The sequence below is a fragment of the Rhizobium aethiopicum genome (genome assembly GCF_014197535.1).
Classification (GTDB): Bacteria; Pseudomonadota; Alphaproteobacteria; order Rhizobiales; family Rhizobiaceae; genus Rhizobium; species Rhizobium aethiopicum_A.
Genome location: NZ_JACIFV010000013.1, coordinates 112,032 through 138,175 on the forward strand (window position 1 = coordinate 112,032; position 26,144 = coordinate 138,175).

30 protein-coding genes are annotated in these 26,144 nt (G+C 62.0%); 19 read left to right on the forward strand and 11 right to left on the reverse strand.

Annotated features, from left to right (window positions below; genetic code table 11):
- Positions 1 to 4: 4 nt before the first annotated feature.
- Positions 5 to 460 (forward strand): SRPBCC family protein, encoded by a 456-nt coding sequence (locus GGD53_RS18380; protein ID WP_184458124.1) that lies wholly within the window; start codon positions 5 to 7, stop codon positions 458 to 460.
- Positions 461 to 518: 58 nt separating this feature from the next.
- Positions 519 to 953 carry a GNAT family N-acetyltransferase gene (locus GGD53_RS18385; protein WP_184458213.1) on the forward strand — a complete coding sequence of 145 codons (435 nt, stop codon included), beginning with the start codon at positions 519 to 521 and terminating at the stop codon, positions 951 to 953.
- A gap of 19 nt (positions 954 to 972) precedes the next feature.
- On the opposite strand, the gene GGD53_RS18390 is transcribed toward GGD53_RS18385, so the two are convergent.
- The 3 genes from GGD53_RS18390 to sppA form a co-directional block, all read right to left on the reverse strand.
- Positions 973 to 1,305, reverse strand: a complete 333-nt coding sequence (locus GGD53_RS18390; protein ID WP_184458126.1) for a LapA family protein — start codon at positions 1,303 to 1,305, stop codon at positions 973 to 975.
- Between the two features lie 129 nt (positions 1,306 to 1,434).
- On the reverse strand, positions 1,435 to 1,734 hold the full coding sequence (locus tag GGD53_RS18395) for an integration host factor subunit beta (RefSeq protein WP_003544934.1): 300 nt from the start codon (positions 1,732 to 1,734) through the stop codon (positions 1,435 to 1,437).
- Positions 1,735 to 1,763: 29 nt separating this feature from the next.
- A complete protein-coding gene (sppA, locus tag GGD53_RS18400) occupies positions 1,764 to 2,714 on the reverse strand; it encodes a signal peptide peptidase SppA (RefSeq protein ID WP_184458128.1) in 951 nt (316 codons plus the stop codon).
- 223 nt (positions 2,715 to 2,937) lie between these two features.
- Between sppA and lptC the strand changes: the two genes are divergently transcribed.
- The 7 genes from lptC to ptsN all read left to right on the forward strand — a co-directional run bounded on the left by lptC (position 2,938) and on the right by ptsN (position 9,165).
- Entirely contained in the window at positions 2,938 to 3,603 is a 666-nt protein-coding gene (gene lptC / locus GGD53_RS18405) for an LPS export ABC transporter periplasmic protein LptC (protein WP_184458215.1), read from the forward strand.
- A gap of 15 nt (positions 3,604 to 3,618) precedes the next feature.
- Positions 3,619 to 4,251: an LptA/OstA family protein gene (locus GGD53_RS18410; RefSeq protein ID WP_184458130.1), complete on the forward strand. Its 633-nt coding sequence runs from the start codon at positions 3,619 to 3,621 to the stop codon at positions 4,249 to 4,251.
- A 37-nt stretch (positions 4,252 to 4,288) separates the two neighbouring features.
- On the forward strand, positions 4,289 to 5,065 hold the full coding sequence (lptB, locus tag GGD53_RS18415) for an LPS export ABC transporter ATP-binding protein (protein ID WP_085776744.1): 777 nt from the start codon (positions 4,289 to 4,291) through the stop codon (positions 5,063 to 5,065).
- Positions 5,066 to 5,206: 141 nt separating this feature from the next.
- Complete coding sequence (gene rpoN / locus GGD53_RS18420) at positions 5,207 to 6,766, forward strand: RNA polymerase factor sigma-54 (RefSeq protein ID WP_184458133.1); 1,560 nt, start codon at positions 5,207 to 5,209, stop codon at positions 6,764 to 6,766.
- Positions 6,767 to 6,854: 88 nt separating this feature from the next.
- A complete protein-coding gene (locus GGD53_RS18425; RefSeq protein WP_184458135.1) occupies positions 6,855 to 7,799 on the forward strand; it encodes a DMT family transporter in 945 nt (314 codons plus the stop codon).
- Between the two features lie 252 nt (positions 7,800 to 8,051).
- Positions 8,052 to 8,627 (forward strand): ribosome hibernation-promoting factor, HPF/YfiA family, encoded by a 576-nt coding sequence (hpf, locus tag GGD53_RS18430; RefSeq protein WP_085776747.1) that lies wholly within the window; start codon positions 8,052 to 8,054, stop codon positions 8,625 to 8,627.
- Between the two features lie 73 nt (positions 8,628 to 8,700).
- A complete protein-coding gene (gene ptsN / locus GGD53_RS18435; protein ID WP_011423788.1) occupies positions 8,701 to 9,165 on the forward strand; it encodes a PTS IIA-like nitrogen regulatory protein PtsN in 465 nt (154 codons plus the stop codon).
- A gap of 72 nt (positions 9,166 to 9,237) precedes the next feature.
- On the opposite strand, the gene GGD53_RS18440 is transcribed toward ptsN, so the two are convergent.
- Positions 9,238 to 11,592: a methyl-accepting chemotaxis protein gene (locus GGD53_RS18440; RefSeq protein WP_184458137.1), complete on the reverse strand. Its 2,355-nt coding sequence runs from the start codon at positions 11,590 to 11,592 to the stop codon at positions 9,238 to 9,240.
- On the opposite strand from GGD53_RS18440, the gene GGD53_RS18445 reads away from it, so the two are divergent.
- Entirely contained in the window at positions 11,576 to 11,839 is a 264-nt protein-coding gene (locus GGD53_RS18445; protein WP_184458139.1) for a hypothetical protein, read from the forward strand. The two genes, GGD53_RS18440 and GGD53_RS18445, sit on opposite strands and share 17 nt — an antisense overlap.
- Here GGD53_RS18445 and GGD53_RS18450 read toward each other — a convergent pair.
- Both GGD53_RS18450 and GGD53_RS18455 read right to left on the reverse strand, forming a co-directional pair.
- On the reverse strand, positions 11,834 to 12,733 hold the full coding sequence (locus GGD53_RS18450) for a ribokinase (protein ID WP_184458141.1): 900 nt from the start codon (positions 12,731 to 12,733) through the stop codon (positions 11,834 to 11,836). The genes GGD53_RS18445 and GGD53_RS18450 overlap by 6 nt on opposite strands.
- Positions 12,734 to 12,811: 78 nt before the next feature.
- Positions 12,812 to 14,035, reverse strand: a complete 1,224-nt coding sequence (locus GGD53_RS18455; RefSeq protein WP_184458143.1) for a DNA recombination protein RmuC — start codon at positions 14,033 to 14,035, stop codon at positions 12,812 to 12,814.
- Between the two features lie 198 nt (positions 14,036 to 14,233).
- On the opposite strand from GGD53_RS18455, the gene GGD53_RS18460 reads away from it, so the two are divergent.
- The 6 genes from GGD53_RS18460 (at position 14,234) to truA (ending at position 18,839) form a co-directional block, all read left to right on the forward strand.
- Positions 14,234 to 15,730: a globin-coupled sensor protein gene (locus GGD53_RS18460; RefSeq protein ID WP_184458144.1), complete on the forward strand. Its 1,497-nt coding sequence runs from the start codon at positions 14,234 to 14,236 to the stop codon at positions 15,728 to 15,730.
- A gap of 99 nt (positions 15,731 to 15,829) precedes the next feature.
- Positions 15,830 to 16,345, forward strand: coding sequence for a peptide deformylase (gene def, locus GGD53_RS18465; protein WP_184458146.1), 516 nt, complete (start codon positions 15,830 to 15,832; stop codon positions 16,343 to 16,345).
- 64 nt (positions 16,346 to 16,409) lie between these two features.
- The gene (locus tag GGD53_RS18470; protein WP_184458148.1) at positions 16,410 to 16,670 is read left to right on the forward strand and encodes a FitA-like ribbon-helix-helix domain-containing protein; all 261 of its coding nucleotides are present in this window, start codon (positions 16,410 to 16,412) and stop codon (positions 16,668 to 16,670) included.
- Positions 16,667 to 17,086, forward strand: coding sequence for a type II toxin-antitoxin system VapC family toxin (locus GGD53_RS18475; protein WP_184458150.1), 420 nt, complete (start codon positions 16,667 to 16,669; stop codon positions 17,084 to 17,086). The genes GGD53_RS18470 and GGD53_RS18475 overlap by 4 nt, the downstream gene beginning before the upstream one ends.
- 20 nt (positions 17,087 to 17,106) lie before the next feature.
- Complete coding sequence (gene fmt, locus GGD53_RS18480) at positions 17,107 to 18,042, forward strand: methionyl-tRNA formyltransferase (RefSeq protein ID WP_184458152.1); 936 nt, start codon at positions 17,107 to 17,109, stop codon at positions 18,040 to 18,042.
- A complete protein-coding gene (truA, locus tag GGD53_RS18485) occupies positions 18,042 to 18,839 on the forward strand; it encodes a tRNA pseudouridine(38-40) synthase TruA (protein ID WP_184458154.1) in 798 nt (265 codons plus the stop codon). Before fmt ends, truA begins: the two co-directional genes overlap by 1 nt.
- Positions 18,840 to 18,859: 20 nt before the next feature.
- On the opposite strand, the gene GGD53_RS18490 is transcribed toward truA, so the two are convergent.
- The 3 genes from GGD53_RS18490 to dapD form a co-directional block, all read right to left on the reverse strand.
- Positions 18,860 to 19,456: a hypothetical protein gene (locus GGD53_RS18490; RefSeq protein WP_184458156.1), complete on the reverse strand. Its 597-nt coding sequence runs from the start codon at positions 19,454 to 19,456 to the stop codon at positions 18,860 to 18,862.
- A complete protein-coding gene (gene dapE / locus GGD53_RS18495) occupies positions 19,443 to 20,636 on the reverse strand; it encodes a succinyl-diaminopimelate desuccinylase (RefSeq protein WP_184458218.1) in 1,194 nt (397 codons plus the stop codon). Before dapE ends, GGD53_RS18490 begins: the two co-directional genes overlap by 14 nt.
- A gap of 100 nt (positions 20,637 to 20,736) precedes the next feature.
- Positions 20,737 to 21,597, reverse strand: coding sequence for a 2,3,4,5-tetrahydropyridine-2,6-dicarboxylate N-succinyltransferase (gene dapD, locus GGD53_RS18500; protein WP_184458158.1), 861 nt, complete (start codon positions 21,595 to 21,597; stop codon positions 20,737 to 20,739).
- Between the two features lie 194 nt (positions 21,598 to 21,791).
- Here dapD and GGD53_RS18505 point away from each other — a divergent pair, with 194 nt between their 5' ends.
- Positions 21,792 to 22,658 (forward strand): LOG family protein, encoded by an 867-nt coding sequence (locus GGD53_RS18505; protein ID WP_184458161.1) that lies wholly within the window; start codon positions 21,792 to 21,794, stop codon positions 22,656 to 22,658.
- A gap of 77 nt (positions 22,659 to 22,735) precedes the next feature.
- On the opposite strand, the gene GGD53_RS18510 is transcribed toward GGD53_RS18505, so the two are convergent.
- Positions 22,736 to 23,353, reverse strand: a complete 618-nt coding sequence (locus GGD53_RS18510; RefSeq protein ID WP_184458163.1) for an EF-hand domain-containing protein — start codon at positions 23,351 to 23,353, stop codon at positions 22,736 to 22,738.
- Positions 23,354 to 23,461: 108 nt separating this feature from the next.
- A complete protein-coding gene (locus tag GGD53_RS18515) occupies positions 23,462 to 24,178 on the reverse strand; it encodes a pyrimidine 5'-nucleotidase (RefSeq protein WP_184458165.1) in 717 nt (238 codons plus the stop codon).
- Between the two features lie 102 nt (positions 24,179 to 24,280).
- Here GGD53_RS18515 and GGD53_RS18520 point away from each other — a divergent pair, with 102 nt between their 5' ends.
- Complete coding sequence (locus tag GGD53_RS18520) at positions 24,281 to 25,354, forward strand: bifunctional transcriptional activator/DNA repair enzyme AdaA (RefSeq protein ID WP_184458167.1); 1,074 nt, start codon at positions 24,281 to 24,283, stop codon at positions 25,352 to 25,354.
- Complete coding sequence (locus tag GGD53_RS18525) at positions 25,351 to 26,121, forward strand: isocitrate lyase/PEP mutase family protein (RefSeq protein ID WP_184458169.1); 771 nt, start codon at positions 25,351 to 25,353, stop codon at positions 26,119 to 26,121. The genes GGD53_RS18520 and GGD53_RS18525 overlap by 4 nt, the downstream gene beginning before the upstream one ends.
- The last annotated feature ends 23 nt before the right edge of the window (positions 26,122 to 26,144 follow it).

The window sequence follows — 26,144 nt, forward strand, 5'->3', positions numbered from 1 at the left end:
TCGGATGGATATCACCGGCGAAGAACGCATCGCCGCGCCGCGGGACATGGTCTGGGCAGCGCTCAACGATCCGGATATCATGCGCGACTGCATTCCGGGCTGCCAAAACATCGAGCGGCTGTCGCCAAGCGCTTTCGAGGCGACGATCAAGGTGAAGTTCAGCCTTTTGTCTGCCACCTTCCATGGGTTGCTGACGCTTTCCAATATCGATGCGCCGGAAAGCTATACGCTGTCGGCCGAAGGCAAGGGCGGTCTGGCCGGCTTCGCCAGGGGCAGCGCCGATGTCGTGCTCGAGGCGAGGGGCGAGGAGACGATCCTGCACTATAGGGCCAAGGCGGAACTCGGCGGCAGGCTCGCCCAGCTCGGCACACGCCTGCTCGATTCGACCTCGCAGCGGCTGGCCGAAGGTTTCTTCTCGGATTTCAATACTGCGGTCGTTGCAAAAATGGCTGCGGATTGAGCGCCGAAGGCTTTCGCTGCGACTTGGCGCGGACCTGCGCCTGAGCTATTCCGACATGATGACATGGACCATCAGGCCGCCACGGGCGGAAGACCAGGAAATGCTCGCGGACATCTATCTTTCCGTGCGCCGCCAGACATTCGTCTGGGTCGATCCCGGCAAGTTTCACCGCGAGGATTTCTCCGTCCATACAAATGGCGAGACGATCTTCGTCTGCGAGCATACCGATCGGAGCGTCGCCGGCTTCCTGTCGCTCTGGCCGGAGGACGATTTCATTCACATGCTTTATATAAGGCAGGAATTCCAGGGACTCGGCGCCGGCACGGCGCTGCTCCGGGCACTGCCGGAATGGCCGCAACATAAATATCGGCTGAAATGCCTGGTGAACAACCGGCGGGCGAAGGCCTTCTACCTTTCCCACGGGTTTGCCGTGACCGGCAACGGCGCGTCGCCGGAAGGCGACTACGAGGAGCTGAGCTTTTCTCCGGTTTGACTCAGGGCGAGAGTCGATCTTATCGCGACGGCAGCTGGCCGGCGATCTCCTCCGCGCGGGACCTGTGACGATCAGCCTCGCCCTGCCAACGAATGGCTTCCTTGGCCTCGGTGCGGGCGCGCTTGCGGTGTTTGCCCTGGCTGAACCAGGTGGCGGCCGAGCCGATCAGCATGCCTGCTATCAATGCGATGAACAGGAAGACGAAGAAGGGTGCGGAAACCGCAAGCACCTGGTCTTCGGGCTTGAAGGGATTGAAGGCGAGCGTGACGCTCTGCCGGTTGGCGACGCAGAAGACGATGAGGATGACTCCGAGCGGCAGCAGAATCAACAGATTGACGATCTTCTTGGCCATTTAAGCTCTCCATGCGCCTTATATGCATCGGCCCGAAAATCGATTCCGACTTTCGGGCCGATGCGCTAGCAGAATAGGAAAACGGTGTTCAAGTTCAAGTGCGGTTTCGCCGCAGGTGACTCGCGCCGCTCAGTCCTCTTCGTCGGCCTGGCCGGGATTGAGCCGCTCGCGCAGTTCCTTGCCTGTTTTGAAGAAGGGAACCCACTTCTCCTCGACGAAGACGGTATCGCCGGTGCGTGGGTTGCGGCCCGAGCGGGAAGGGCGGTTCTTGACCGAAAACGCGCCGAAGCCGCGCAATTCGACGCGGTTGCCCGCAGCCAGTGCATCGGTGATCTCGTCGAGAACCGCGTTGACGATATTTTCGACGTCGCGATGATAGAGATGCGGGTTGCGTGCCGCAACAATCTGCACCAATTCGGACTTGATCACAGTCGCCCCCTTAAATTATTGATTTCTTATCAATCGCGGCCAACCTGCCAAACTGAAAGCAGCCCGTCAAGAAGCAACTTTGGGGGCAGGATTCCATTGATATCCTGGCCTTTGACCAGATCATCATAACCCAGGATAGTAATGAGCCGCGAAACAGCTCCAGCGAGCAGAAAAGGCGTGTTGCTCTTCTTGTCCCAATCCACCATCGGCAGATCGGTGTCGACGCCGCGCGACTTGAGATAGGCACGGATTTCCGCCTCGCCGCCGATCGTATCGACGAGCTTCGCCTTCAGCGCCTGCCGGCCGGTATAGATCGTGCCGTCGGCGAGTTTCAGCACCTCATCCCGCGGCAGCTTGCGCCGGTCGGCGACCAGGTCGACGAACCAGTTATAGCTGTCGACCACCATGTTGCGGATCATCGCCTTGGCTTCCTCGCTCGCCTCGTGGAAGGGCGAGGGCTCGGCCTTCAGGGGCGAGGATTTGATCTCCTGCAGCGATACGCCGATCTTGTCGAGCAGCGGCTGGATCTGCGGATACTGGAAGATGACGCCGATCGAGCCGGTGATCGAGCTGTCGCCGGCAATGATCGTGTCGCCGGCGGTGGCGATCATATAGCCGGCGGAGGCGGCCAGCGTGCGCACGTCCGAGACAACAGGCTTCTTGGCTGATATCCCCCGGATCGCATTGAAGATTTTTTCGCCGCCATAGGTCGTGCCGCCGGGCGAGGAGATCGAAATCACCGCGGCCTTTACCTGATCGCTGGTCTCGACCTTCTTCAGCCGCTCCAGCAGCTCGTCGTCATCGACGATCAGCCCCGATATCGTCACATGGGCGATATGCGGGCTTGCCGTGCCGGCCTCGCCGACGGCGAAGCGGTAAAAGGCAAAACCGAGCGCCACGACGAGGGCGACCGCGACGATGCGCCAGAAGCCCAGCTTGCGGCGCAGCCGCCGGCGATCCGCGATGATCGAACTGTCCATAGAAACCTCCAGCGCTGGCCCGGGGTCGGCATGGCGCCGTGGGTCCGGTGAAATTGATCGCAGCGGCGCGTATGAATGCCACTTTTGTATGTTTTTCCGTTTTGTTGCTTGTTGCAGAAAAAATTCCGTATTGGCAAGCCAATGTAATAATGCGAAACGATCTGTGATTGCCGTCCGGCTTTGTTACGCGGGCGCGGCGATCACCGCACTTGGAACGAGACCTATGCTCGATACCCTGAAGAACAACGGACATGCCGCCTATGCGGGCTCCGGCAGGAGCCCTTATGGCGATGCGTTGTTTCATTCCGCCCGCGTGCGGCGGCTGAAGATCTTGCTGCCGTTGGCTGCCCTTATCGTCGCCGGCGCCCTCACGACGGTGGCCTTGGTGAGCCTGTACCTGCCCGAAAACGTCAAGTTTGAAGGCGCCAAGATCGAGAACGGCAAGGTCGTGATGGAAAAGCCGGCAATTGCCGGACGCAACTCCGACGGCGTCAATTATTCCATGCTTGCCGAAAGGGCGCTGCAGGATATCCGCAATCCCGATCTCATCACCCTCGAAACCATCAAGGCCGCCGTGCCGATGAATGACGGGCTGATTGCCCGCGTCATCGCTTCGACTGCCGATTATAATCGCGCCACCGACAACTTGCATATGACGGCTCCCTTCACCCTGGTGCTGAGCAGCGGCCTCAACGCGCAATTCCAGTCCGCCCGGCTCGACATCAAGGGCGGCAACATGCGCAGCGACGATCCCGTCACCATTACCAAGGACAATGCTTCCATTGTTGCGAAGACGCTGGAGATAACCGATAAGGGGCGCGTGATCACATTCGAGGGGAATGTTCGCATGAATGTCGATCCATCCACCATTCATAAACAGGGCACTTAACCAGCCGGGTCACCCATGACAAAAGATTGTCGCATTTCAGCTTGCAAGACGGCCATCGCATTCGTTGCCGGCGCATTTGCCCTTATTCTGACGGTCTCGGGCGCGGGCGCGCAGTCAACGACCATGTCGGGCATGAAGCTTTCCAACGACCAGCCGATCCAGATCGAAAGCGACAAGCTGGAGATCCATGACCAGGAGCACACCGCGCTCTTCACCGGCAACGTCAAGGTCGTCCAGGGCACGACGACGATGCAGTCCGGCAAGATGACCGTCTATTACAAGGACAAGGCGGCGAAGCCGGGCGCCGGCGCGCCGGCTCAACCCGAAGCCAAACCGGAGCAGTCGGCCTCGCTGGCGTCGGGAAGTGCGGATATCGACAAGATCCTGGTGACGGACAAGGTCTACCTGGTCTCGGGCACGCAGACGGCGACTGCCGACGACGGCAATTTCGACATGGCCTCGCAGACATTCATCCTGACCGCGGATCAGGGAAACAAGGTCATTTTGTCGGACGGTCCGAACGTCTTCACCGGCTGCAAGCTGACCGTTCATATGCAAACCGGCCAGGCGGAGCTTGAAAGCTGCGGCGGTCGTGTCCAGATTCAGCTCGATCCCAAATCGCAGCCGAACGCGCAGAAGCAGAACTGAACCGGCCTCCCACGTGAAATTATCATCGCTATCCACCATGTTCGGCAGGCCTGAGCCGCAAGCTGCGGGTGCCGCCGACAAGAGCCGCTATCAGGGAACGCTGATCGCCCGTGGTCTGACCAAGACCTATGCGACGCGCCGTGTCGTCAACGGCGTCTCCCTGGTGGTGCGTCGCGGCGAAGCCGTCGGCCTGCTCGGTCCGAACGGCGCCGGCAAGACGACCTGCTTTTACATGATCACCGGCCTGGTGCCGGTGGATGAAGGCACGATCGAGATCGATGGAAACGATGTCACGACCATGCCGATGTACCGCCGCTCGCGGCTCGGCGTCGGTTATCTGCCGCAGGAAGCCTCGATCTTTCGCGGACTGACGGTCGAAGAAAATATCCGTGCCGTCCTCGAAGTGCATGTGAAGGACAAGGCCGAGCGTGAGCAGAAGCTGAACGAGCTGCTGGAGGAGTTTCATATCCAGAAGCTGCGCAAGAGTGCCGCCGTCGCCCTTTCCGGCGGCGAACGCCGCCGCCTCGAAATCGCACGAGCGCTTGCAACCGACCCGACCTTCATGCTGCTCGACGAGCCCTTCGCCGGTGTCGACCCGATTTCGGTCGCCGATATCCAGAACCTCGTCCACCATCTAACGGCGCGCGGCATCGGCGTTCTCATTACCGACCACAATGTGCGTGAGACGCTTGGCCTCATCGACCGCGCCTATATCATCCATGCCGGTGAAGTGTTGACCCACGGCCGGGCGAATGACATCGTCAACAATCCGGAAGTGCGCCGGCTCTATCTCGGCGATAATTTCAGCCTCTGATCCGGCGCTGATTCACCTTGCCGCGTAGTTCCGCTTGACCAAATGAGATAAAAAAGCAATTTTTGGGCCAACTCGGATTTCCGTGGCCTGAAGCGTGGATCGGGCGCGGTTTCCTGGAGTCGAGGGAGTTTCGCGTCCGTCATGGCACTGTCCGCCAATCTATTTCTGCGCCAGAGCCAGTCCCTGGTCATGACGCCGCAACTGATGCAATCCATCCAGTTGCTGCAGATGACCCATTTCGAGCTCAACCAGTTCATCGCTCAGGAAGTGGAGAAGAACCCGCTGCTCGAATTTCCGTCGAATGACGGCGAGGCGGGCGACGAACGGGCGGCAGGCGAGGACGAGCAGTTCGGTCATTCGCCGGAGGACGCCGGCTCGGACGACGGCGCCGACAATCGCGCCGAGGCGCTGTCGAGCGACTGGTACGACAACGGCGGCAGCGAAAGCACCGGCCGGCTGAACGACGAGCTCGACGCCAATTACACCAATGTCTTTCCCGATGACGGTGGCCCGCAGCGCCTCGATGCACCGGAACTCGTTGGACAGTGGAAATCGATGCCGGGCAGCGCCGACGGCGCCGATTACGATCTCGACGATTTTGTCGCCGGTCAGGTGTCGCTGCGCGATCATCTCGCGCAGCAGATCCCCTTCGTCCTGCCCGATATGAGCGACCGGCTGATCGCCCAGAATTTTATCGATCAGCTCGACGATGCCGGTTACATCCAGGTCGATCTCGTCGAGACCGGCGAGCGGCTCGGCACGAGTCTCCCGCAGGTCGAACACGTGCTCGCCGCCCTCCAGACGCTCGATCCGCCGGGTGTTTTCGCGCGCAGCCTCGCCGAATGCCTGGCGATCCAGCTCCGGCAGAAGGACCGTTACGACCCTGCCATGCAGGCGCTGGTCGAAAATCTCGAACTCCTGGCGCGGCGCGACTTCGCCACGCTGAAGCGGCTCTGCGGCGTTGACGAGGAAGATCTTCTCGACATGCTCGGCGAGATCCGCCAGCTCAACCCGAAGCCCGGCAGCGGTTTCGAGACCGGTGTTTCCGAGGCGATCATGCCCGATGTCGTCGTCAGGCCCTCCGCGGAGGGTGGCTGGCTGGTCGAGCTCAATCCGGATACGCTGCCGCGTGTGCTGGTTAATCAGTCCTATTTTTCCCGCGTGACCCGGAACGGCGAGGATCATGCCTTCCTGTCCGAGTGCCTGCAGAGCGCCAACTGGCTGACCCGCAGCCTCGACCAGCGGGCAAAGACCATCATGAAGGTGGCAAGCGAGATCGTTCGCCAGCAGGACGCCTTCCTGCTGCACGGTGTCGACCACTTGCGGCCGCTGAACCTGAAGACGGTGGCCGAGGCGATCAAGATGCATGAATCCACCGTCAGCCGCGTCACCTCGAACAAATATATGCTGACGCCGCGCGGCCTCTTCGAACTCAAATATTTCTTCACCGTGTCGATCGGCGCCGTCGAGGGCGGCGACAGCCATTCGGCCGAGGCAGTGCGTCACAAGATCCGCGCGCTGATCATGCAGGAGAGCCCGGAGGCGGTGCTCTCCGATGACGATATCGTCGACATGCTGAAGAAGGGCGGCGTCGATCTCGCCCGCCGCACGGTCGCGAAATACCGGGAAGCGATGAACATCGCTTCCTCGGTCCAGCGCCGCCGCGAGAAGCGGGCGCTCGCCAAGGTGGCGGGCTTCTGATGCGGCAGCACGCTTCGATCTTGATCGAAGCATCCACTTCGCAAATTTGCCTATTTCTCCGGTGTCTTGAACGAATATCGATGTGCCTATGACACCGCAAAGTCCGAATCTCGCCAGAGAACTTGTCCTGCTTTTGGTGCTGGCGACCCTCTGGGGTTCTTCCTACACCTTTATCAAAATCGGGGTCGAAACGATCCCGCCGGTGACCTTGATCGCGGTGCGCACATTGATCGCCGGCACCATTCTGCTGGCCGTGCTTCGCCATCGGCACGTCCGCCTGCCGCGCGATCGCGCGACATGGCGCCTGTTCGTCGTTCAGGCCTGCCTGAACAGCGTCTTTCCTTTCACGCTGATCGCCTGGGCGGAGCAGTCCGTCGATGCCGGGCTGGCGGTGATCCTGAATTCGGCGACGCCGATTTTCACCTTCCTGCTGACCGTATCGATAACCCGCCATGAGCAGGCGACGGCGCGAAAGCTTTTCGGCGTCGTCTCCGGGCTTGCCGGCATCTGCCTCGTCATCGGCGTCGAAGCGCTCGGCGGTCTTGGCGAAAGCCTGATGGCGCAGCTCGCCATCATCCTGGCAACCATCTGTTACGCAGGGGCCGCGATTTTCAGCAAGAACTTTAGAGGCCTCGATCCTGCCGTGCCGGCGGCCGGTTCGCTGATCTCGGGCGCGGTCATTCTGATGCCTGTGAGCCTGCTCGTCGACCGGCCCTGGTGGCTCGATCCCTCGGCCGCATCGGTGCTGGCGCTGCTTGCCCTTTCTGCCTTTTCGACGGCGCTTGCCTTTACGATCTATTTCCGCCTCGTTCAGACGCTGGGTTCGGTCGGAACCACGTCGCAAGCCTATCTCCGTGTGCCGATCGGTGTGGCGATCGGTATCGTCTTTCTCGGCGAGAGGCTGAGCCCGACGGCGTGGATCGGACTGGTCTGCGTCATTCTCGGTGTCATCGCCATGACGATGCCGCGCGCAACGCAGGCACGAAGCGCGGGAGCTGATGAAGGGAAAGTCGCCGGAAGGCTCCTTCCGTAGGAGATTTGCTACACCTTCTGCGAGCACGCCCGGAGTTGATTCGGCGCCCTATTGACTTTCCGGCAACCTCTGGCTAGAAGCCCGCCGCAATCGTCGCCGTGAACGGCGTTTTGAAGTTATCCCCATCATCCCAAGGGCACCGAGGGCCTACAGGCCTACGCCGATCTTGCTTGAGATTGCGCGAAGTGCTTGGATGAACCCGAGGCTTGGCGTAAACTGATACCCGCAAACGACCATAAGAAGGGAAACTCCATGAGTGTGCGTGTATCCGGGAAACATATGGAAATTGGTGAATCCTTCCGTCAAAAGATCGAGGACCAAATTGGAACGGCCATCACGAAATACTTCGATGGGGGGTATTCCGGCCAGGTGACCGTCGAAAAGGCGAGTTCTCGTTTCTCGGCAGACTGCAAGCTTCATCTCGACAGCGGGGTGGTGCTTCACGCCGCCGGCGAAGCCACGGATCCGCAGCTTGCTTTTGACGCCGCTTCCGAGCGCATCGAGAAACGCCTGCGCCGCTACAAGCGCAAGCTGAAGGACCATCATGCCGGAAACCACCTGAATGGTTTTGCAGAAGTCTCCTACACGGTCATGGACTCCGTTCCTGATCACGAGGATGAAATTCCCGACGATTTCGCCCCGGCAATCGTCGCTGAAAGCACGAAGCAGTTGAAGACCATGTCCGTCGCCACCGCCGTGATGGCGCTCGACATGACCGACGAGCCGCTTCTCCTGTTCCGCAGTCCCGGCAAGGAACATCTGAACATCGTTTATCGTCGGCACGACGGCAATATTGGCTGGATCGATTCGGCCAATATCAAAGGCTGAGATCAGGGTGGTGAGCGGCGGTATCGCCGCCGCTCCTCGCATCAACTGATCCCGGCGACAGAAGGAAAAAGAAATGGCATTGGCAGATTTGCTCCATCAGGATGCGATCATTCCCGCCCTCAGAGTAAATTCCAAGAAACAGTTGCTTCAGGAATTGGCGGCAAGAGCCGCGAGGATCACCGGGCTCTCCGAACGGGAGATCTTCGACGTCATCCTGCAGCGCGAACGCCTGGGCTCGACCGGTGTCGGCAACGGTATCGCCATTCCTCACGGCAAGCTGGTGAACATTCATTCCATCGTCGGCATCTTCGCCCGGCTGGAGCAGCCTGTCGATTTCGAAGCGCTGGACGACCAGCCTGTCGACCTCGTCTTCCTGCTGCTTGCGCCGGAGGGCGCCGGCGCCGATCATCTCAAAGCCCTGTCGCGCATTGCCCGCGTCCTGCGCGATCAAGACCTGGTTGCAAAGCTGCGGGCCACCGATTCCGCCTCGGCGATCTACGCCTTCCTCAACGAGGAGCAGACGTCGAACGCTGCTTGAGCTGCATAATCCCTAAATGAAAAAAGGCGCCTGATTTCGCAGGCGCCTTTTTTCTTATGCAGGGCTGAACGGTCAGAACTCTTCCCAATTATCCCGAGCCACCGCAGCCGAGCCATGCGATTGAGGCGTGGTGCGGCGGGTCGCCGGGGCGTGGCGGATCGCGGGAGCGGCCGCGAAATGCGAGGGGTCTGCAGCCGGCGCACGCATCTGCCTTGCCACGGAGGCGAGCGCCGTCGCGTTGGCGGAGCCGGAGACGCTGAAGCGCGTGGCGAGCGCCTTCAGCGTCTGCGCCTCGTCGTTGAGCGCCACGCTGGCGGCGGTCGCTTCCTCCACCATCGCCGCATTCTGCTGCGTCACCTGATCCATCTGGTTCATGGCCTGGTTGATTTCCTTCAGCCCGACCGCCTGTTCGCTCGCCGATGCCGAGATCTGCCGGATGAGGCTGTTGATGCCCATCACCTGTTCGGCGATCTTGTGCAGCGTCCCGCCGGCGCGACCGACGAGATCGACGCCTTCCTTGACCTGGACAGCCGATGTGTTGATCAGCGTCTTGATCTCCTTGGCGGCATTGGCCGAACGCTGCGCGAGTTCACGCACTTCCTGGGCGACGACGGCAAAACCCTTACCGGCTTCGCCGGCGCGGGCCGCTTCGACGCCGGCGTTCAGCGCCAGCAGGTTCGTCTGGAAGGCGATTTCGTCGATGACGCCGATGATCCGCGACACCTCCGTCGAAGACTGCTCGATCCCATGCATGGAGGCGATGGCTTTCTGCACCACTTCGCCTGATTTCTCGGCATCCTGGCAGGCGAGGTTGACGTTGTCGGCAGCCGTGCGGGCATTCTCGGCACTGGAATCGACCTGGGCGGTAAGCTCATTGAGCGCTGCCGCCGTCTCTTCCAGGCTTGCCGCCTGCTGCTCGGTGCGTTTGGCGAGGTCGGACGCGCTGTTGCTGATCTCGCCGGTGCCGGCGCCGATATTGACGACACTGAGATTCATCGTGTTGATGGTCTCTTCGAGGCTCGCAAGCGCGGCGTTGAAGTCCTGCTTCAGTTTGCCGTATTCGCCCGGGAATTCCTCGGTGATGCGGTGACCCAGATTGCCCTGGGACAGTTCAGAAAGGCCGGCCCCGACGATCGAGACGATATGGCGCTGCAGCGACACCGATTGCAGCCGTTCCGATTCCGAACGGCTGCGCTCGGTCTCGGCGGCCTGCCGCTGGTGGGTGGCCTCGTCTTCGAGGCGCCTGGAGTCGGCGAGTTTGAAGCGGAAGCCCTCGAGCGCCTTGGCGACCGAACCGACCTCGTCGGTACGGTCCTGGGCAGCGATGGGTTCGGCATATTCGCCGTCGCTGAGCGTTTTGACGCTGGCGACAAGGCTGCCGAGCGGCCGCTGTACGAGCGAGCGGACGGCGAAATAGAGCGCGAGCATCACCGCACCGAGCACGATCAGGCCGGTGGCGATCATCATGTAGGTCTGGTCCTGCACCGGCGCGTTGATCGCGGTGTGCGGGACGTCGACAAGCACGACCCAGGTGGCGTTGACGCCGGGGACTTCGAACGGATAGACGACGCGGTCAAAGGGATCGAGGCCGTCATAGGCGAGGTTGCGGACGAGGCCGGGCTGCTTGGTCGACAGCGCCGCCTTGACGACGTCGGCGCCTTCGCCGTCATATTGTTTGGTCATCAGGTCGGGGATCGGCGCGACGATCCAGTTGCCCGCCTGGGACAGCAGCGTCACGCGCCCCGAGCCGAAGGGGTGCAGCGCCTGCAGCTTGTCGGTCAGCGACTTCAGCGAGATGTCGACACCGCCGACACCGATCATCTTGCCGCCCGATATGACGGGATAGGCAATTGATGTCAGCAGCGTCGGTACATCTGTTCCCTGGGCGAGGTAGGGGGTCGTGATCGCGCCCTTGCCGCTGTCGGCAGCAAGCTTCCACCATTCGGCGGTATAATCATTGTCGAAGGTGGAGTATTGAATGCCGCCGTCCTTGGTCTTCGACCAATAGGGCGTGAAGGCGCCGTTCTTGTTCGTGCCTTCGTCGTTATTGTTGGCGATCTCGGTGGTCTTGCCGTCGAGCGCGCCGAGCTGCTCGCAGAACCAGCTGCCGAAGGCGAAAGCATTCTGTTCGAGATTGGCCTTCAGCACGTTGATCATGCCCTTGCGATCGAGCGACTTGCCGTCATGGGCGCGGCCGAGGACGCCCATCATGCTGCGCGCAGCACTGGCGAGCTCGCCGACATTGGCGGCGATTTCATTGGCGATCGATTTCGCCTCGAGGTTGGCCTGATCCATCGTCAGCGTCTGGACGCGATCCCGGGTCTGGCCGATGAGGAAGAAATTCGAAACGATGAGAACAAGCGCGATGGCGATGCCGGTGATGACGATAAGCTTCGCCGCAAGCGATTTCATGCGAAAGATGAACATGGGGTCCTCGGGCAAGGATGCGCCGAAGGGGCATTCTTCGGCACAGGAGCGAAGGCATGGCTCCCTCATGGAGCAGCCGCATGAGCCGCGGATCCGCAAGCGCGAAGACCCGTCGATCACCGGGAAGATCGCCGGAGACCTGTTAAATTTGAATGAAATTTTAGCGGCTTATATGAGGAACGCCGCGGAAATCCCCTTAAAATCGAAGGGAGGTCCGACCGCCTTTCGCAAGCAGGCCAGCCTATAGTCTGTCTGCGACTTCCTCGCTCAATGGAATCGACGGTTGCGCGCCTGATTTGAGGCATGCGAGTGAACCGGCGACCGCAGCGCGGCGCAGCGCCGTCGGAAAATCCGCGCCGTCGTCGAGGCTGGCGGCGAAATAGCCGCAGAAGGTGTCTCCCGCTCCGACCGTGTCGACAGGATCGATCGCCAACCCTTGCGCCCGTGAAATGACTCCGTCCCGGATGGCGATGACGCCGTCACCGCCGAGCGTCACGATCAGCGTCTGGCCGGTTTCCTGATGCAGGCGGACAAGCGCTGCCTCGCGCGCTTGTGCGTCCATGCCGTCCTGTCCGGCAAGCCGCTCGAACTCCGTCTCATTGGCAATGACGATATCGGCCAGGCGACCGAGACGCGGTGCATCGGGGATCAAGGGGGCGAGATTGAGGATGCTGGTGATGCCCTTGGCGCGCGCGGCCGAGAGCGCGCGTTCGACGGCCGCGACGGGCACCTCGAGCTGCAACATCAGCATGTCACCTTCGTTCATACGGCCGACTGCGATTTCCGCATCCGCAGGCGTGACCAGGCCGTTGGCGCCCGGAACGACGGCGATCATGTTCTCGCCGTCGCCGCCGACCAGGATCAGCGCCGTGCCTGTGGGACCGTCGACATGCTTGACAAGGGAGAGGTCGGTTCCGGCTTCATCGAGCAGGGCGAGCGCATCGGCGGCGAAGCCGTCCTTGCCGACGGCGCCGGCCATATGCACATAGCGGCCGGCGCGGCGGGCCGCGAGCGCCTGGTTGGCGCCCTTGCCGCCGGCGGCCGTGGCAAAACCGTTGCCGGCCACCGTCTCGCCGGGTTTCGGCAGTCGTTCGGTCGTGGCGATGAGATCCATGTTGATGGATCCGAAAACTGTGATCATCAGGCTGCACCGTCTTTTGGAGCATCGAATGACATCATGCTCCTGCTATTTCATGGGGCGAGACACTGCCCGAAGCGGTCACTCTTCGTCAACCACCCGAAGCTTGAGAAGGCCGGTACGGCTTTCCACGGATTTGGCCGGGCTCTCGTCGTGGCGGGCGGGCTTGGTGTCGCCGTCTGCCTCGAATTCCAGCGCCTCGATCTTGGCACCGCGTTTGGTGAGCTTGTCGGCTGATGTGACCACCATGTCGATATCCTTCTGCGCTATGGCGAAATGGCCCTGCAGCTTGCGCACCCGCTCGTCGAGGCGGCCGAGATCGTCCATCAGCAGCGCCACCTCGCCCTGGATCAGATGCGCCTGCGCCCGCATGCGCTGGTCTTTCAGCACTGCCTGGATGACCTGGATCGACAGCATCAGCAGTGACGGCGAGACGATGACGATGCGCGCCCGGTGTGCCTTCTGCACCAGGGCCTCGAAGTTCTCGTGGATCTCCGCGAAGATCGATTCCGACGGCACAAAGAGAAAGGCCGTCTCCTGGGTTTCCCCCTGAATCAGATATTTCTCGGAAATATCGCGGATATGGATCTCCATATCGCGGCGGAACTGTTGGCCGGCGATCTTGGCGGCCTCGGGGCTGCCGGCGTCACGGATGGCGTTCCAGGCTTCGAGCGGGAACTTCGCATCGATGACAAGCGGCGGTGCGCCGTTCGGCATGCGGATCGTGCAGTCCGGCCGCGAGCCGTTCGAGAGCGTCTGTTGGAAGGCATAGGCGCCCATCGGCAGGCCGTCGGCGACGATCGTCTCCATCCGCGACTGGCCGAAGGCGCCGCGCGTCTGCTTATTGGAAAGAATGGCCTGCAGTCCGACGACGTCCTTGGCGAGCGTCTGGATATTGTTCTGCGCGGCATCGATGACCGCCAGCCGCTCCTGCAGCCGCTGCAGGTTCTCATGCGTCGACTTCGTCTGCTCGGTGATCGTCGAGCTGACGCGCTGCGACATGCCGTCGAGGCGTTGGCTGATCGCCTGGTTGAGCTCGCTCTGGCGCGCGCCGAAAACCTCGGCCATGGCCGCGATGCGGCCCTGCATTTCCGCCTGGATCTTCAAAAGCTCGGCCATGCGCGCCTCGCTTTCGCCAGCCCGCAGGCTCGCCTCCTCTGCCTGCTCGCGGCGGAGGCTGGCGCCGCGCAAGAGAAGGATGATCACCAGAAGCACGAAGGCGATCAGAACACCGCCGGCAAGCGCCAGCATGGCGGGACTGAGCGAGGCGACGGAGAGGGCAAGCGATTCGGAATGAACGGTCATGCTGCAACCATAACAGAAGATGCGGCAATATATAGATCAAAACGTGAACGAAATCGGCGATCCTCAATATCTTCTCTGTCGTCTTTTCTTCGCCGCTGCGGAAAATCGCAGCCGATTTAACCATTGCTCAACCATATTCGCCAAAATCTGTGCTGCAGAATTCCCTCCCGCGCCGTTGCGCCAAGTACAGAGATTTCCATGACATCCCAGCAGACCGACAGTGCCCTCAGGCAGCGCCTCGATTTCATCGAACTGGACGAGGCGGCGCGCCGGTCGATGCGGGATCTCAGCCCGGTCATATCAGAGCTGATCGGCGCCGCCCTCGACAAGTTTTATGCCAAGATCGCCAGGACCCCCGCCGTCTCAGGCTTTTTCGCCGATAAGAACCATGTCGCTCATGCCAAGAAGCGGCAGCAGGATCATTGGCGCAAGCTTGCCGGCGGCGCCTTCGACGAAGCCTATGTGGACGGCGTGACCGCGGTCGGCCGCACCCATGCCCGCATCGGGCTGGAGCCGCGCTGGTATGTCGGCGGCTATGCCCTCGTCATGTCCGAACTCGTCAAGGGCATCATGGAGAAGCAGTGGCCGTCGGTCTTCGCGCGCCAGCAGGGCAAACTGCTCGCCGAGAAGCTGTCGGCCGTCATCAAGGCGGGCATGCTCGACATGGATTATTCCATCTCGGTCTATCTCGAGACGCTTGAAGCCAAACGCCAGGCTCTGGAAGAGCAGCGCGCCCAGGCCGAGGCCGATCAGACGATGGCGCTGGAGCAGTTGCGCCGCGGTCTGGAGGCGCTGTCGAGCGGTGATCTCGAGGCCACGCTGCCATCCGACCTGCCGGGCAATTTCCGGCAGATGGCCGAGGATTACAATCGTGCCGTCAAGGCGCTTCGCCAGTCCTTCGCATCGGTGCGCGACACGTCCAGCCAGATCATGAACGGCGCCGACGTCATCTCCAATGCGACCAACGACCTGGCGTTGCGCACGGCCCAGCAGGCGGCGGGCGTCGAGGAGAGTTCGGCTGCCCTGCAGCAGCTTTCCGTCAGCGTCGGTCAGACCGCCGCCAATGCCGAGAAGGCTTCGGATGCCGTACGCGAGACGCAGCAGAAGGCGAAGAATTCGGGTGAGCTCGTCACCAGCGCCGTCTCGGCGATGGCCGGCATCGAAAAATCCTCGACGGAGATTTCCAAGATCATCGGCGTCATCGACGAAATCGCCTTCCAGACCAATCTTCTGGCGCTGAACGCCGGTGTCGAGGCAGCGCGCGCCGGCGATGCCGGCAAGGGTTTTGCCGTCGTCGCCCAGGAAGTGCGCCAACTTGCCCAGCGTACGGCCGAAGCCGCCAAGGAGATCAAGAACCTGATCTCGCAGAGCTCCACCCAGGTCAATGAGGGTGTCGGCATCGTCTCCAGCACCGGCGAAGCGCTGAACGACATGATCGGCCGCATCGACATCATCAACCGCTTCGTCGCCGATATCGCCGCCGCCGCCCGCGATCAGGCGACCGGCGTCAACGAGGTCAGCGTGGCAATCCGCAGCATGGGCGAAATCACCCAGCAGAATTCCGGCATGGTCGAGCGCACGTCGGCGGAAACCGGCCGCCTCAAGGACGAGGTGGATCAGCTGATCGAGCTGTTGCGCCGCTTCCGTGCCCGGCCGGAAGGCCACGCCGTCGTCGGTGAACGCCGGGCGGCCTGACGCGAATATGGCGAAATTCCGGGCGGGGGATGCAAAAAAGCGTCTTCCCCGCCCGCCGGATAATTCCATAGCGGGAAAAGATGGGTTATGGGAACGCCCATGACCATCAAGCCACTCATCATTCTTCCCGACCCCGTTCTCCGTCAGCTCTCCAAGCCGATCGAACGTGTGGATGCCGACCTGCAGCGCCTTGCCGACGACATGCTGGAAACCATGTACGACGCGCCGGGCATCGGCCTTGCCGCAATCCAGATCGGCGTGCCGCGTCGCATGCTGGTTATCGACGTCTCCCGCGAGGGCGAGGAAAAGCAGCCGCAGGTCTTCATCAATCCGGAGATCGTCAAATCCTCCGACGAGCGCTCGATCTATGAGGAAGGCTGCCTGTCGATTCCTGACTATTATGCCGAGGTCGAGCGCCCGGCTGCCGTCTCGGTCAAGTATCTCGACCGTGACGGCAAGGAGCAGATGGTGGAAGCCGATGGGCTGCTCGCCACCTGTCTGCAGCACGAGATCGACCACTTGAACGGCGTGCTCTTCATCGACCATATCTCGCGGCTGAAGCGGGAGATGGTGATCAAGAAGTTCACCAAGGCGGCCAAGTCTAAGGCGCTCTGACAAAGAGTTGTAAATTGATGGGCAAAGCCCTATGATATCACCGATATCATAATGGAGGTGCCGAATGGGTGATCTGCTTATCCGGGATGTTCCGGACGCTATGAAGCGGCAGCTTCAGGAAAGCGCGCAACGCAATGGCCGGAGCCTTTCGGAGGAAGCGATCGAAATCATCCGCCGGCAGATTGCAGCGGAGCGTTCGGGAGCTCCCGCCGGGCAGCGCCTGCGTTCGCTGATGGGCGACGAAAGATTGAGCGATGACGAAGTGGAGGCTATCGCCGCGTCTCGCCACGAACGCGACCGCGAACCACCACGTTTCGACAGATGATTGTCCTCGACACGAACGTGATTTCCGAATTGCAGGGAAGGACCCATAGCGAGCGGATATTGAATTGGCTGGACGGTTACGACGTCGACACGCTTTTCCTCACGACGATCTCCATCGGGGAAATGCGCTACGGGCTTGAACTCCTGGATGACGGCAGGCGAAAGACGGCATTGATTTCCGACTTCAACCGGATCGAATCCGAATTTGCCGGTCGCATACTGGGTTTTTCGATCAGCGCGGCGAATCGTTACGGCCTGCTGGCTGCTACGCGAAGAAAGGCGGGACGGCCGGTGGAAACGAAGGATGCCATGATCGCCGCCATCTGCCTCGCAACCGGTGCGACGCTTGCCACCCGCAACACCAGCGATTTCGAGGGGCTTGATCTCAAGCTCGTAAATCCGTTTGAAGACGGCTGATCCTTAACTGGCGAGTTAAAATGTCTCTTCGCATCATCTTCATGGGAACGCCGGAGTTCTCGGTTCCGACCCTGCGCCTGCTTGTCGATGCCGGCCATAAGATCGTCGCGGTCTATACGCAGCCGCCGCGGCCGGGCGGACGGCGTGGGCTCGATCTGCAGAAGTCGCCGGTGCATCAGGCGGCCGAACTGCTCGGTCTTCCGGTCTTCACGCCGGTCAATTTCAAGGACCCGGGGGAGCGCGAGCGGTTTGCCGCCCTCAAGGCCGATGTCGGCGTCGTCGTCGCCTACGGGCTGTTGCTGCCGGAAGCGATTTTGAACGGCACCCGCGAGGGCTGCTACAACGGTCATGCCTCACTGCTGCCGCGCTGGCGCGGTGCCGCGCCCATCCAGCGGGCGATCATGGCGGGCGACGACAAGACCGGCATGATGGTGATGAAGATGGACAAGGGCCTCGATACCGGCGCCGTCGCGCTGACCCGCGAAGTCGAGATCGGCCCGAACATGACGGCGGGCGAATTGCACGACCGGCTGATGCAAGTCGGCGCCAAGGCGATGGCGGAAGCCATGGTGAAGCTCGAGATGAACGACCTGCCGCTGACGCCGCAGCCCGAAGAGGGCGTGCTTTATGCTGCCAAGATCGACAAGGCCGAGACGCGCATCGACTTCGCAAGAAATGCCCGTGATGTGCACAACCATATTCGCGGCCTCGCGCCGTTCCCGGGCGCATGGTTCGAGCTTGAGATCGGCGGCAAGCCAGAACGGGTCAAGGTGCTGGGCTCTGAACTGACTGAGGGGCAGGGCGCTGCCGGAGAGCTGCTGACGGACGATCTCGTGATTGCCTGCGGTTCGGGTGCGGTGCGATTGACGAAGCTGCAGAAGGCCGGCGGCAAGCCGCTGACCGCGGCGGATTTCCTCCGAGGCACGCCGCTCGGCGCAGGCACGAGGCTTTCCTGATGCCGCGTTTCCGCATGACCGTCGAATATGACGGCGGCCCCTATGTCGGCTGGCAGCGGCAGGAGAACGGCCCCTCGGTGCAGGGGGCGATCGAGGCGGCGGTGCTGTCGCTGACCGACGAGACCGTGTCGATCCGCGGCGCCGGCCGCACCGATTCCGGCGTCCACGCGATTGGACAGGTGATCCATGCCGACCTTTCCAAGTCGTGGTCGCCCTACAAGCTGCAGAATGCCCTGAACGCGCATCTGAGGCTTGCCGGCGAGCGTGTCTCCATTCTCGACGTCGAGGCGGTTCCCGACTTTTTCGATGCCCGCTTTTCGGCACTGCGGCGCCATTATCTCTACCGCATCGTCAGCCGCCGGGCGCCGCTGGCGCTCGAAGCCGGCAAGGCTTGGTGGGTGCCGAAGACGCTCGATCACGAGGTCATGCACGCCGCCGCCCAGAGGCTGGTCGGCCGGCACGATTTCTCCACCTTCCGCTCCGCCCATTGCCAGGCGAACAGCCCGGTGCGCACGCTCGACCGGCTTGACGTGACGCGAAATGGCGAATTGATCGAGATCCGCGCCACGGCGCAGAGCTTCCTCCACAACCAGATCCGTTCCTTCGCCGGCACACTGAAGCTTGCCGGCGAAGGCAAATGGACCCCTGAGGATGTGCAGGCGGCGCTCGAGGCGCAGGACCGCAAGGCCTGCGGCCCGGTGGCGCCGCCCGAAGGGCTCTATTTCCTGCAGGTGGATTATCCCGAGGTGATCACCGACCGACGCAGGCCCGCCGAGGAGAACGACGACGATCTCTGATGCTCATGCTATAGCGCGGGTCAGGCGGGGTAGATGCCGAGGAAGTGCTGCAGATATTCCGAAAGGATCATCGATGGCACCAGCAGCACCAGCGTCAGCGCCCCGACCATCAGCGCGTGATCATGGCAGATCATCCTCAGGATACGCGCGAGGGCGAAGACCTGCGCCAGCATGAAGGCGAGCAGTAGCAGCGAGACGAAGCCGACGGTGCCGGGCAGGAAGAACACCAGCGCCAGCAGCAGACCGTTGATATAGGAGAGTGGCACGCCGAGCCAGTTGACGCTGACGACGATGGGGGCGAAGCGCTCGCCCATGCGGAAGGCAAGCAGCAGCAGCCCAGCAAAGACCAGCGGCACGAACCAGTTGGCGACCTCGACAAGGCCGAGCCTGATGTAGAAGGCAAGATCGACATCGGCCTCCGGCGGCATCGACCGCAGGAAGGCCTGTCGCCACCAGAGCCAGGAAATGCCCATCGGCGGCAGGCACCAGGCCATCGCCCAGAACGAGCGGTTGACGCCGCGCTCCGACAGATCGAGGAAGCGGAAGCCGCGCGGATCCATCCGGATCAGCAGCCAGAGGCCGGCCAGGTAATACTGGACTTCCCTAAGACCCGGCATGGGCGAACCAGCGGTCGATGAAGGCCTCGTAGATCGCCGTCAGCGTCTCCAGATCGGCAACAGTGACGCGCTCGTCGACCATGTGCATCGTCTGGCCGACCAGGCCGAACTCGACGACCGGGCAATAGTCCTTGATGAAGCGCGCATCCGACGTGCCGCCGGTGGTCGAAAGCTTGGGCGACCGGCCGGCCACACTTTCGACGGCAGACGACAGCGAAGCGATCAGGGCGTTGTTGCGGGTCAGGAAGACATGGCTTGGCCGGTCGGCCCAGACGATATCGTATTTGACCGGCTCCCTGCCTGGTCGCAGCTGGCCGTCGACGGCGGCGGCTTCGAGACGGCGCAGGATTTCGGCGCGCAGCGTTTCGACGGTCCAGCTGTCGTTGAAGCGGATGTTGAAGCTTGCCGATGCCTTGGCCGGAATGACGTTCGTCGCAGGATTGCCGACATCGACCGTCGTCACTTCGAGGTTCGACGGCTGGAAATCGTCGGTGCCGCCGTCGAAAGGCGGATCCATCAGCGCCTGCGTCAGCTGCAGCATGCCGCGCACCGGATTGTCGGCAAGGTGCGGGTAAGCGGCATGGCCCTGAATGCCGTGTACGATGATCCTGCCCGACAGCGAGCCGCGCCGGCCGATCTTGATCATGTCGCCGAGCCGGTCCGGATTGGTCGGTTCTCCCACAAGGCAGGCGTCCCAGCGCTCGCCGCGCTCCGCCGCCCATTGCAGCAGTTTGATCGTGCCGTTGATCGCCGGGCCTTCTTCGTCGCCGGTGATGAGGAAAGAGATCGAGCCGGCCGGCGGCCCGTTCTTTTCGATATGACGGGCGACCGCGGCGACGAAACAGGCGATGCCGCCCTTCATGTCGACGGCGCCGCGTCCGAAGAGCTCGCCCTTTGATATCTCCGCGGCAAAAGGCGGGTGCGTCCAGGCGGCTTCATCGCCGACCGGCACCACATCGGTATGGCCGGCAAACATCAGGTGCGGACCGTCGCCGCCGAGGCGGGCATAGAGGTTCTCGATATCGGGTGTTCCCTCTTCGCTCGCTCTCACTTTGTCGACTTTGAAGCCGAGCGGCGCAAGCATCGCTTCCAACGCCGTCAGCGCGCCTCCTTCGGCTGGTGTGACGGAGGGGCAGCGAATCAGCGTCTGCAGATTGGCGACGGGATCGGTAGCGGTCATGGCGGTCGAACTATCCGGCGGGAATGGCAAAGACATGGCAAGGCGGGGCCGCCTCGCCCAAAAGACGTCGCCTGTTTACCGGATCAAGGCCCCGGTGTCATCAATCTCTGAGCAGCTCGTTGATACCGGTCTTCGAGCGGGTCTGTTCATCGACGCGCTTGACGATGACGGCGCAGTAGAGATGCGGCGCCGGCTGGCCGTTTGCCATCGTCGCGTTGGCCGACGCCATCGAGCCGGCGACAACGACGGAATAAGGCGGCACTTCGCCGTACATCACCTCGCCGGTGGCGCGGTCGACGATCTTGGTCGACTTGCCGATATAGACGCCCATGCCGAGCACCGAGCCTTCGCGGACGATGCAGCCTTCGACCACTTCGGAACGGGCGCCAATGAAGCAATTGTCCTCGATGATGGTCGGGCCGGCCTGCATCGGTTCGAGCACGCCGCCGATGCCGACGCCGCCGGAGAGATGCACGTGTTTGCCGATCTGCGCGCAGGAGCCGACCGTTGCCCAGGTGTCGACCATCGTGCCTTCGCCGACATAGGCGCCGAGATTGACGAAGGAGGGCATCAGGATCGCATTCGGGGCGATATAGGCCGAGCGGCGCACGACGCAGTTCGGCACGGCGCGGAAGCCTGCGGCGCGGAACTGGTTTTCGCCCCAGTTCTCGAACTTCGAGGGAACCTTGTCCCACCAGGTGGAATTGCCGGAGCCGCCCTTGACCACGTCCATGTCGTTGAGGCGGAAGGACAAGAGCACCGCCTTCTTCAGCCACTGATTGACCGTCCAGGCGCCGTCGGCGCCGCGGGTCGCCACGCGGGCCCTACCGGAATCGAGCAGATCGAGCGCCGCTTCGACCGCATCACGGACCTCGCCCTTCGTCGACATGTTCACATTGTCGCGATTGTCGAAGGCGGCTTCGATGGTCTTTTCCAGGGATGCGAGGTCGGTGGCGCTCATGAGAATTCCTTAAACTTCGATCTTTATCGTGGAGACGGCGGAGTCTCCGGAGATGCGATCGGCGTGGGTTTGTCCTGCTCTACAGCATGCACCCGTAGAACGGAATGATTTTTCGAACAAGATCATACCTGGATTCAAGGCGTTATAGCGACATATCCGGTCTCACGGCCGGCAATACTGAAAGGCATTTCGACATGGCGAAGGGACGAAACGGCGGTTCGCGGCGCAAGGATGGCGTATGGGACCCGTTGAAGAGCAGCTCGACCGACAGGCAGCGCGCCGAAGCCGTGCCGAAGACGCCGCAGACGTTGTCGCCGGCCTATCGCCTGGCCTATGTCGACGAGGATTTCCTCTGCCGCGAGGAGTTGCGGCCCATCCGCCTGCAGCTGGAACTCTTGAAGACCGAGATGATGCTGACCGAACGCGGCATCCGCTCGACCGTCGTCATGTTCGGCGGCGCCCGCATTCCCGCTCCCGGCCAAAGTGCCTGGGCGGCGCGCAACGAGATCCAGCGCGCCAACCTGGAGGCCGCCTCCGTCTATTATGACGAGGCGCGCAAATTTGCCCGTCTCTGCTCGAAATATTCGGCGGGCTTCGACTTTCAGGAATATGTCATCGTCACCGGCGGCGGCCCCGGCGTCATGGAGGCTGGCAATCGCGGCGCAGCCGATGAGGGCGCGCCGTCGATCGGTCTCAACATCGTGCTGCCGCACGAACAGGCTCCGAACACCTATGTGACGCCGGAGCTCAGCTTCAACTTCCACTATTTCGCCATTCGCAAGATGCATTTCATGGTGCGCGCCAAGGCGATCGCGGTTTTTCCCGGCGGCTTCGGAACGCTCGATGAATTCTTCGAATGCCTGACGTTGATCCAGACCGGCCGCATGGAACGTCTGCCGCTGATCCTTTTCGGCGAGGCCTTCTGGCGCCGCATCATCAATTTCGAGGCCTTGGCCGAATTCGGCACGATCGCGCCCGATGACGTCAAGCTGATCAGCTTCGTCGACACGGCCGACGCCGCGTGGAAGATCGTCCAGGATTTTTACGAGCATCGGGAGTAGGGGCCGCCTTCAGCCCAGCGGGAGGGATCTTTCCCCGCCGGAGCGGGGAAAGATCGGAGGCAAGGGTTCGTCCGCCCTTACAGCAGCGGCCGATCCGGCATGTCGTCGATCGAGATGACGCCATCCTTATTGCGGTCCATGCCTGTAAACAGCTTGTCGAAGGCGGCCACGGCCTCCTGTTTGGAAATCTGGCCGTTTTCGTCGGTGTCCATCCGATGCATTATCATCGAGGCGTGCATGATGTTGCCGCCGTGGCGCATCCAGCGATGACCGTCATGGCCGTCGCGCGACGGCCGCCCGGATTCATCGTCCGGCGTGTCGGGCGCGGCGTTCGCGTCCTTTTCGGCGCCGGCGTCCTGCTGGTGCTGATCTCTCATCGCCTGCAACTGCGTCTGCCGGTACTGGCGAATTTCGCCGGGCGTCAGCGAACCGTCATTGTTGGTGTCGATCGCGGCGAAGATCTTGTCGAGGCCGCTGGCCGCTTCCTCCTTGGAGACCTTTCCGTCCTTGTTCGCGTCGAACTCCTTGAGCATGCGAACATAGGTGATTTCGAGGAAGGCGTCGCGGCCCGGGCGGTCCATGCCGGCATGATGCGGGCGCGGTCCGTCGCCCGGTGCGGCAAAGCTTGCCCCGGCTGCAGCGCCTGAGATAAGGACGGAGGAGAGCGCTGCCAATATCAGCTTGTTGCGGTACATCGTGTTTCCCTTTCGTAAGGTGTCCCCTCACGAAAGAAGCTACGGCAGCTGGCCTCAAAGACCCAGTTAAACATCGGTAAGGCGAGTGAAACTTTGGTAACGTGGCAGTCAGCCGCCGGATCCGGTCACCTTGCCGAGAAATGCAGCAAGGTCATCGGTGACGAAATCGATGTGATCCTCGTCGCCGCTGGTCTTTTCCCACCATTCGACGACCGTTTCTTCCAGATTGCGCGGCACCAGCAGCACGGTCTGCATGCCGAGCGCCTTCGGCACCGTCAGATTGCGCGGCAGATCCTCGAACATCGCCGCCTTGTTCGTTTCGACGCGCTTCAGCGCCGCAAACTTGTCGTAGGTCGCCTGCGCCGGCTTCGGCACGTAATCGGCGGCGACGATGTCGAAGATATCGTCGAAATGCTCGAGAATGCCGAGCGCTCCGGCGGTCATTTCGGCATGTTTGACGCTGCCGTTTGTAAAGATGAACTTGCGCCCCGGCAGCGCCTTGATCGCTTCGCCGAGTTCCGGCTGCGGCGTCAGCGCCGAATAGTCGATCGCATGCGCCTTTTCGAGGAAATCGTTCGGATCGATGCCGTGATGGATCATCAGGCCCTGCAGCGTCGTGCCGTGGTCGAGATAATATTGCTTCTGCAGCTTGCGCGCTTCTTCCCGCTCCATCTGTAACAGCGCCGCAACATAGGCGGTCATGTTCTTGTCGATCTGCGCGAAAAGATTGATGTGATGGGGATAGAGCGTGTTGTCGAGGTCGAACACCCAGTCTGTCACGTGTTCGAAATCGGCTTTTTCAGGCGTACGGTCGATCTTGGTCATGGCGGTCTTATGGCATGGCTGCTCGTCCAAGGAAATCGACAAGAAAAAATAGACGCCCGATTTTCGGCGGACGTGGCCGGCGTTGGATGTTAGAAAGCGCACATGCTTTTCGAACGTCCCGACGATGATACGCTCTATGATGCCCTGATCGCGCGCAGCGCCGACTATGAAGGCCAGGCCTATGTCTGCGTCAAGACGACAGGCATCTTCTGCCGTCTGACCTGTCCGGCGCGTAAGCCGAAGCGGGAAAATACGCTGTTCTTCGAGACAATCGCCGCCTGCATGCATTCCGGGTTCCGCCCTTGCCGGCGCTGCAGGCCGCTGGAGCAGCCGGGCAGGGAGCCGGTCGTCGATCTGTTGCTTGCCGCACTCGACGGAGAGCCGGAGGTTCGCTGGACCGAGGAGGAGCTCGTGCGCCGCGGCCATGATCCTTCGACCGTGCGGCGCGCCTTCAAGCGGGCGCTCGGCATGACCTTCCATGACATCGTCCGTTATATCAGGCTCGGCGAAGCGGCCCGGCAGCTCGCCGACGGGGCGCGCGTCATCGATGCGCAGCTCGACGCCGGATACGGTTCTCCGAGCGGTTTCCGGGCGGCATTCCAGCGGCTCGTCGGCAAGGCGCCGGCGCTCTCGCAGAACCGCGAGCTGCTCTTTGCCGATTGGTTCGATACGCCGCTCGGACCGATGATCGCGGTCGGCGATCAGACACATCTGCATCTTCTCGAATTTCACGATCGCAAGGCGCTGCTGAGCGAACTCGAAGCGCTGCAGAAGCGCGTCCGCTCCTCTGTCGCGATCGGCCGCACCCCGGCGATCGATCAGATCGAGGCGGAGATCCGCGACTATTTCGAAGGCCGGCTGACCGTTTTCAGGACGCCGCTGGCGCTTGGCGGCACGCCCTTCGAAAAGCATGTCTGGGCAAGGCTGATGGAGATCCCGATCGGGCAGACGCGCGCCTATGGCGATCTCGCCAGGGAGATGGAGAGGCCGGAAGTCGTGCGTGCGGTCGGCCGCGCCAATGGCGCCAACCAGCTTGCCATCATCGTGCCCTGTCATCGTATCCTCGGCGCCGATGGCTCGCTGACCGGTTACGGCGGCGGGCTCTGGCGCAAGCAGTGGCTGCTGCGGCATGAAGAGAAGATCAGTACGCAAACAAGGATGGAGGAGACAGCATGAACCAGACTGAAAAGGCCAAGGCATTCGCCGCGCTTCACCGGAAGGGCGATCCGATCGTGCTCTACAATATTTGGGATGCGGGCACGGCAAAGGCCGTCGCCGATGCCGGCGCCAAGGCGCTTGCAACGGGAAGCTGGTCGGTTGCCGCCGCCCACGGCTTTGCCGATGGCGAAAAGCTGCCGATGCCGGTGCTTGTGGAGACGGCGAAATCCATCACCGCTGCTGTCGACCTGCCGCTCTCGGTCGATTTCGAAGGTGCCTATTCGCCAGAGCCTCAGGGGGCGGCCGCCAATGTCGCCAAGCTCGTGGATGTCGGCGCCATCGGCATCAATTTCGAAGATCGGGTGGTCGCCGGCGACGCGCTTTATCCGGTCGACAGCCAGGCAACCCGCATCCGCGCCATTCGCGCCATGGCCGACGGCAAAGACATGCCTTTCTTCATCAATGCCCGCACCGACCTCTTCCTCGCCGAGAGCGACCTTTCGAAACATGCCGGTCTGGTGGACGAGGCGATCGAGCGGGGCAGGGCCTATGCGGCGGCCGGCGGCAACGGCTTCTTCGTGCCCGGCCTGATCGATCCCGCCTTGATCGAAAAGATCTGCGCGGCTTCGTCGCTGCCGGTGAACGTCATGATGCGGGCAGGCGCGCCTGACGTTAAAACCCTGGCGAAGCTCGGGGTTGGCCGCATCAGCTATGGGCCGGGGCCTTACCGTTCGATGATGGAAAAGCTGAGGCAGGAGGCTGCGGCGATCTATAGCCTGCTCTGAGGCCAATACATGCGAGGGCCGCA